Raw genomic sequence first — 5,642 nt, 5'->3', positions numbered from 1 at the left:
GTACTTGACCCACTCGAACAGCTGCGACGGATCTCGCGTCAGCAGGCCTTCGCGCAGCAGGCGACGGAACTCCAGCCAGGTCTGGTTCATCGTCTCCCAGACCTCGGTCGTCAGCGCACCGCGCACGGCCCGCGCGTTCTCGCGCGCCGCGCGCAGGCAGTTGAAGATGGACGAGAGATTGTTCTCGTCGGCCACCATGAACTCCATGACGCTGCGACTGTTGATGCGCGGGTACTTGGTGTTGTAGAGGCTGTTCAGCTCGGAGATCGACACCAGGCTGCTCCACGACTGCTCGGATTCCGTCGCCGATTGCGGCTGGAGGGAGGTTTGGTAGGCGATGTCCAGCATCCGGGCGGTGTTTTCGGCCCGCTCGATGTAGCGGCTCAGCCAAAACAGGTGGTCAGCGGTTCTTGAAAGCATCGATCAGTCCTCCCTCAGTCCTCAAGAACCCAGGTGTCCTTGGTTCCACCACCCTGGCTGCTGTTCACCACCAAGGACCCCTCTTTCAACGCCACCCGAGTCAACCCGCCGGGCACCATGCGCACGCTCGACCCCGACAGCACGAAGGGTCGCAGATCAATGTGACGCGGCGCGATGCCCGATTCGACGAAGGTCGGGCAGGTCGACAGCGACAGCGTCGGCTGGGCGATGTAGTTGCCCGGGTTGGCAATGAGCTGCGCCCGGAAGGCCTCCACCTCGGCCTTGGTAGCCGCGGGGCCGACGAGCATGCCGTAGCCCCCTGCGCCGTGCACCTCCTTGACCACCAGCTCGGACAGGTGCGCCAGCGTGTAGGCCAGGTCTTCCTTGTCGCGGCAGACATAGGTCGGCACGTTCTGCAGGATGGGTTTCTCGCCGAGGTAGAACTCGATCATCTTCGGCACGTAGGGGTAGATGGACTTGTCGTCCGCGATGCCGGTGCCGATGGCGTTGGACAGCGTCACCTTGCCCGCCTTGTAGGCGTCTACGAGGCCGGCGCAGCCCAGCTGCGAATCGGCGCGGAACACCTTGGGATCGAGGAAGTCGTCATCCAGTCGGCGGTAGATCACGTCCACGCGCTTGGGGCCGCGCGTGGTGCGCATGTACACAAAGCCGCCGTCGACGAACAAGTCCTGACCCTCGACCAGCTCCACGCCCATCTGCTGGGCCAGGAAGGCGTGCTCGAAGTAGGCCGAGTTGTACATGCCCGGCGTCAGCACGACGACGGTCGGGTCCGACACGCCCGAGGGCGCCACGCTGCGCAGCGTGTCCAGCAGCAGGTCGGGGTAATGCGCCACCGGCGCGATGCGGTGATTGACGAACAGCTCGGGGAAGAGCCGCATCATCATCTTGCGGTTCTCGAGCATGTAGCTCACGCCGCTGGGCACGCGCAGGTTGTCCTCCAGCACGTAGTAGTGGCCGCTGCCGTCGGCATGGCCGGCGCGCACGATGTCGACGCCGGCAATGTGGCTGTAGACACCGCCGGGGACGTCCACGCCCATCATTTCCTTGCGGAATTGGGCGTTGTTCAGGATCTCGTCGGCGGGCACAATGCCGGCCTTGAGGATCTCCTGGTCGTGATAGACGTCGTGGATGAAGCGGTTCAGCGCCGTCACGCGCTGGGCCAGGCCGGCCTGCATGGACGTCCACTCGCTGGCCGGGATGACCCGCGGGATCAGGTCGAAGGGGATCAGGCGCTCGGTGCCTTCGCCCGAGTCCTTGTCGCCGTAGACGGCGAAAGTGATACCCACGCGCCGGAAGATCAACTCGGCCTGCTCGCGCCGTTCGCGCATCAGCGACTCGGGCTGCTCGGCCAGCCAGCGGGCGTAGCTCTCGTAATGAGCACGCACGCCGCCGGCCTGCTGGGCCTGGCCGGTGGCGCCTTGCCACTGCAGCGCAGCGGCATTCATCTCGTCAAAGGCGGTCTGCATCGTTGCTCCTGTTCCCTGCCTCGCGACGCAAGTTCCGCGCCCGCGCTAGAAAGAAGCTTCTGGTGCGTGCACGCACGACTTGCGTGCATACCGCCCGGTACATGGGCGGCATGCACGGTTGTACACCGGGTCGGGGGCTCAGAAACGCAGTTGCAACCCTGTACTCGCCGACCGGCCCGCCTGGGGCGCTAGGTCGCGGATGGTCGGCACGGCGGTGGCGTTGTAGGCCAGCTTGTTGCCCAGGTTGTCGAGCTTCAGGTACCAGAGGGCGTCGGTCTGCCCCCAGCGCAGCTGGCGGGCGACGGACAGGCGCAGCGTGCCGTAGCCGGGCGTGGGCGTGTCGAACTCGGCGACGCGGGTCTGGCGGGCGGCGCCGCGCCATTCCAGCTTGCCGGACCAGTCGCCCTGCCGGGCCTCCAGGCCCAGCATGGCGCGCAGCGGTGCCAGGCGCGGCAGGGGCTCGCCGGTGGCACGGTTGTCGCCGCGCACGGCGTCCAGTTGGCTCAGCAACGCGATGGTGGGATGCAGCTGCCAGCGGCCTTCCAGCTCGACGCCACGCAGCCGCGCCGGCACGGCCTGGAAGTTGTAGACCGGCACCGCCTCGCCGTCGTTGTCCACCGTCGCACCGGTGGCTTGCAGCGCGATGTAGTTGGTAAAGCGCGTCTCGTAGACATTGACGTGGACATGGCTCTGCGCCGATTCCCACTTCAAGCCGACGTCCAGGCCCTTGGACCGCTCCAGGCCCAGGTTGGCATCGCCCCGCTCATACGCCGCGCTGGCCAGATGCAGGCCGTTGGCGAACAGCTCGTAGTAGGCCGGTGCGCGCTCGGTGCGGTTCAGGTTGGCGCTCAGGCTCCAGGCGTCGCTCAAGGGATAGACGCCGCTGAGCGCGACGCTGACGGGTTTGAAGCGCCTGTCCGCCGGGGTGCCGAAGCGCTCGCCACCGTCCGAGTCCACCGTCACGCGCTCGCTGCGCGCGCCCGCCGACCAGTCCACGCCGCCCAGCCTGGCCTGCTCCAGCACGAAGACGCCGGTATTGCGGGTGCGCGTGCTGGGTACGAAGGCTTCCTCGCCCAGGGCCGAGAAGTCCAGCGACTCGGTCTGCAGGCCGACCAAGCCCTTGACCGGGCCCCAGGGGGTCTGGATCGCGGCGTGCTCCACCTCCAGGCGCCCATCGGTGCCCGTGCTCTTGAAGGTCGTGCCGATCTCGCCCGTGCCCTCCACCTCCTGGTGCTCGTAGCGGTTGCGGCTGAGTTGCCAGCTGACGCGGTGGATGGGGCCGTCGGCCGTCGCCCACTCGCCCGCCGTCGCCAGGCGCTGGCGCTGCATGCGGATGGTCACGTCCTCCTCGGCCGTGGTGCCGTAGTTGGTGTGGAAGTCGTCCACGGACACGCCGGCATAGCCGCCCTGGAAGAACACCGAGCCGCCCACCGCGCCGCCATGGCTGCGCGCCGCGGAGTTGCGCACGCTGGTGCGGCTTTCTCCATCGCTGTCAAAGCGCGGGGCAATCTGGTCGCCGGCATCGCGCCCGGCCAGGTCGACATGCCAGCCAAAGCCCGAGTGCGGCTGGCCGCTGCCGCCGTCCAGCACCACGGCGCCGCTCTTGTCGCGTGAGGCACCGCCGAGGCGAACTTCCGCCGCGCCGCTCAGGCCGTCGATCAGCGTGCGCGGGATGCGGTTGTCCAACGTGTTGACGACACCGCCCACCGCGTTGCCGCCGTACAGCAGGGCCGCCGCGCCGCGCAGCACCTCGACCTTGTCGATGACCAGCGGGTCAATGGCCACGCCGTGGTCGAAGCTGAGGTTGGAGGCGTCGACCGAAGCGCCGGAGTTGCTCAGGATGCGCACGCGGTCGCCATCCAGGCCGCGGATGCTGGGCCGGCTGGCGTTGGGGCCGAAGTTGGTGGCCGCCACGCCGGGCAGGCCTTGAAGGGTGTCGCCGAGGTTGGCGGCGCGGGTCAGCACGAGCTGGTCACCGCTGAGGGAATCGCTGGGCTGGGCCAGCACCTGGCTCTTCAGCGGGTTGCCGGTGACGACGACCTTGTCGAGGGATTCGGCGGGCTCAGCTTGAGCAGAAAGGGAAACAAGACAGGCGGCCGCAAGGGGCGCCAGGGCAAAGGAACGCATGGAGGTACTTCCGCAAGAAAACGCAAACACCCGCGCCAACTTTGGGCGCGGGAAGGCTTGGACTTCAGGCGGAAGCGGGCGGCGCGCGGGCCGGGGGCAGGCCGAGGCTGACCGCGCGCGGTACACCGCCGCGGGCCACTAGCGGCGCGGCATGCGTGGCCGAGCCGACAGCCAGAACCACCGGTTCGGCCACTGGCGCGCCGGCGCCGAGGTCGGCGGCGGTCAGGCAGAGGTCGCAGTGAACCAGGTGGGCGATGCCATCGTCCTGGCGGTCGCTGCCGACGTGCGACAGCGCATGCACCCCGGCCATCGCTTGCGCGAGGGGGAGTAGCAGCGCCAGCCACAACAGCCAGTTTCTTGACCAACGACGAAGGTTCACGGAGGGGCCTGTTACCAGGGCAAAGATCGGTGCGAGAGGGTCTGCGCGGGTGCAGGGCTAGACGCGCGGCGCCGCCAGGGCTCATGCCCAGGCCAGGCGCGCAACAACGCCATGCGCCCGCGCAGACCCTCTCCCGAAGGGTTGTCACTCAAAAGCCTGCGCGCGGCGTTGCGAAGCCTCGCTGGGGACGACCCCAGCTTCGTTTCGCGCCTTGCTCGCAGGCTTTTGAGTGGCAACGCACCCGACCTTTGCCCTGGTAACAGGCCCCGATCCTAAACTCAGGCCTCTACAGAGCCTGAAGTCACCCTCTCATGAAGCTCATCGACACCATCCTGGCCGACGCGCCGGCCATCACGGCCATCCGCCGTGACCTGCACAAGCACCCTGAACTCTGCTTCCACGAGCAGCGCACCGCGGACGTCATCGCCCAGGCGCTGACCGACTGGGGCATCCCCGTGCACCGGGGCTTGGGCAAGACCGGCGTGGTCGGCATCGTCAAGAACGGCACGTCCAACCGCGCCGTCGGCCTGCGCGCCGACATCGACGCGCTGCCGATGACGGAGCGCAACGAATTCCCCCACGCCAGCTCCTACCTGGGCCGCATGCACGCCTGCGGCCATGACGGCCACACTGCCATGTTGCTGGCCGCCGCCAAGCACCTGGCGACGAACCGCAACTTCGACGGCACCGTCTACCTCGTCTTCCAGCCTGCCGAGGAAGGTGGCGGCGGCGCGCGCGAGATGATCAAGGACGGCCTGTTCGATAAGTTCCCGATGGAGGCCATGTTCGGCGCCCACAACTGGCCCGGCATGCAGGCCGGCCAGTTCGCGCTGAAGAGTGGCCCGGTGTTCGCCAGCAGCAACGAGTTCAAGATCACCTTGCGCGGCAAGGGCTCGCACGCCGCCATGCCGCACCTCGGCCTGGACCCGGTGCCGGCGGCCTGCCAGCTCGTCACGGCCTTCCAGACCATCGTCAGCCGCAACAAGCGCCCCATCGACCCCGGCGTCATCTCCGTGACCATGATCCACGCCGGCGAGGCGACCAACGTGGTGCCCGACTCAGTGGTCATGGAGGGCACGGTGCGCACCTTCACGCTGGAGCTGCTGGACCTGTTCGAGCGCCGCATGAAGGAGATGACCGAGCAGCTCGCCGGCGCCTTCGAGCTGACCGCCGAGTTCGAATTCCGACGCAACTACCCGCCGACGATCAACCACCCCGAAGAAACCGAA

At 67.9% G+C, this 5,642-nt stretch carries 5 protein-coding genes; 1 reads left to right on the top strand and 4 read right to left on the bottom strand.

Annotated elements, in window-relative coordinates; all coding sequences use genetic code 11:
• From AC1DU6_RS18555 to AC1DU6_RS18540, 4 genes are all read right to left on the bottom strand, one after another.
• The coding region (locus tag AC1DU6_RS18555; RefSeq protein WP_477858799.1) for an alpha-E domain-containing protein at positions 1 to 420 on the bottom strand (420 nt) is incomplete at its 3' end.
• A gap of 14 nt (positions 421 to 434) precedes the next feature.
• Positions 435 to 1,907 (bottom strand): circularly permuted type 2 ATP-grasp protein, encoded by a 1,473-nt coding sequence (locus AC1DU6_RS18550; RefSeq protein ID WP_056202739.1) that lies wholly within the window; start codon positions 1,905 to 1,907, stop codon positions 435 to 437.
• Positions 1,908 to 2,045: 138 nt separating this feature from the next.
• A complete protein-coding gene (locus tag AC1DU6_RS18545; protein WP_457320101.1) occupies positions 2,046 to 4,034 on the bottom strand; it encodes a TonB-dependent receptor in 1,989 nt (662 codons plus the stop codon).
• 64 nt (positions 4,035 to 4,098) lie between these two features.
• Complete coding sequence (locus AC1DU6_RS18540) at positions 4,099 to 4,413, bottom strand: hypothetical protein (protein WP_457320102.1); 315 nt, start codon at positions 4,411 to 4,413, stop codon at positions 4,099 to 4,101.
• A gap of 311 nt (positions 4,414 to 4,724) precedes the next feature.
• Between AC1DU6_RS18540 and AC1DU6_RS18535 the strand changes: the two genes are divergently transcribed.
• Positions 4,725 to 5,642: amidohydrolase (locus AC1DU6_RS18535; protein WP_477858796.1), on the top strand; the 918-nt coding region annotated here is incomplete at its 3' end.

This window comes from Roseateles sp. P5_B10 (genome assembly GCF_056400485.1).
The sequence above is the reverse complement of the archived record's forward strand: the minus strand, read 5'-3'. Positions and strand labels throughout refer to the sequence as shown.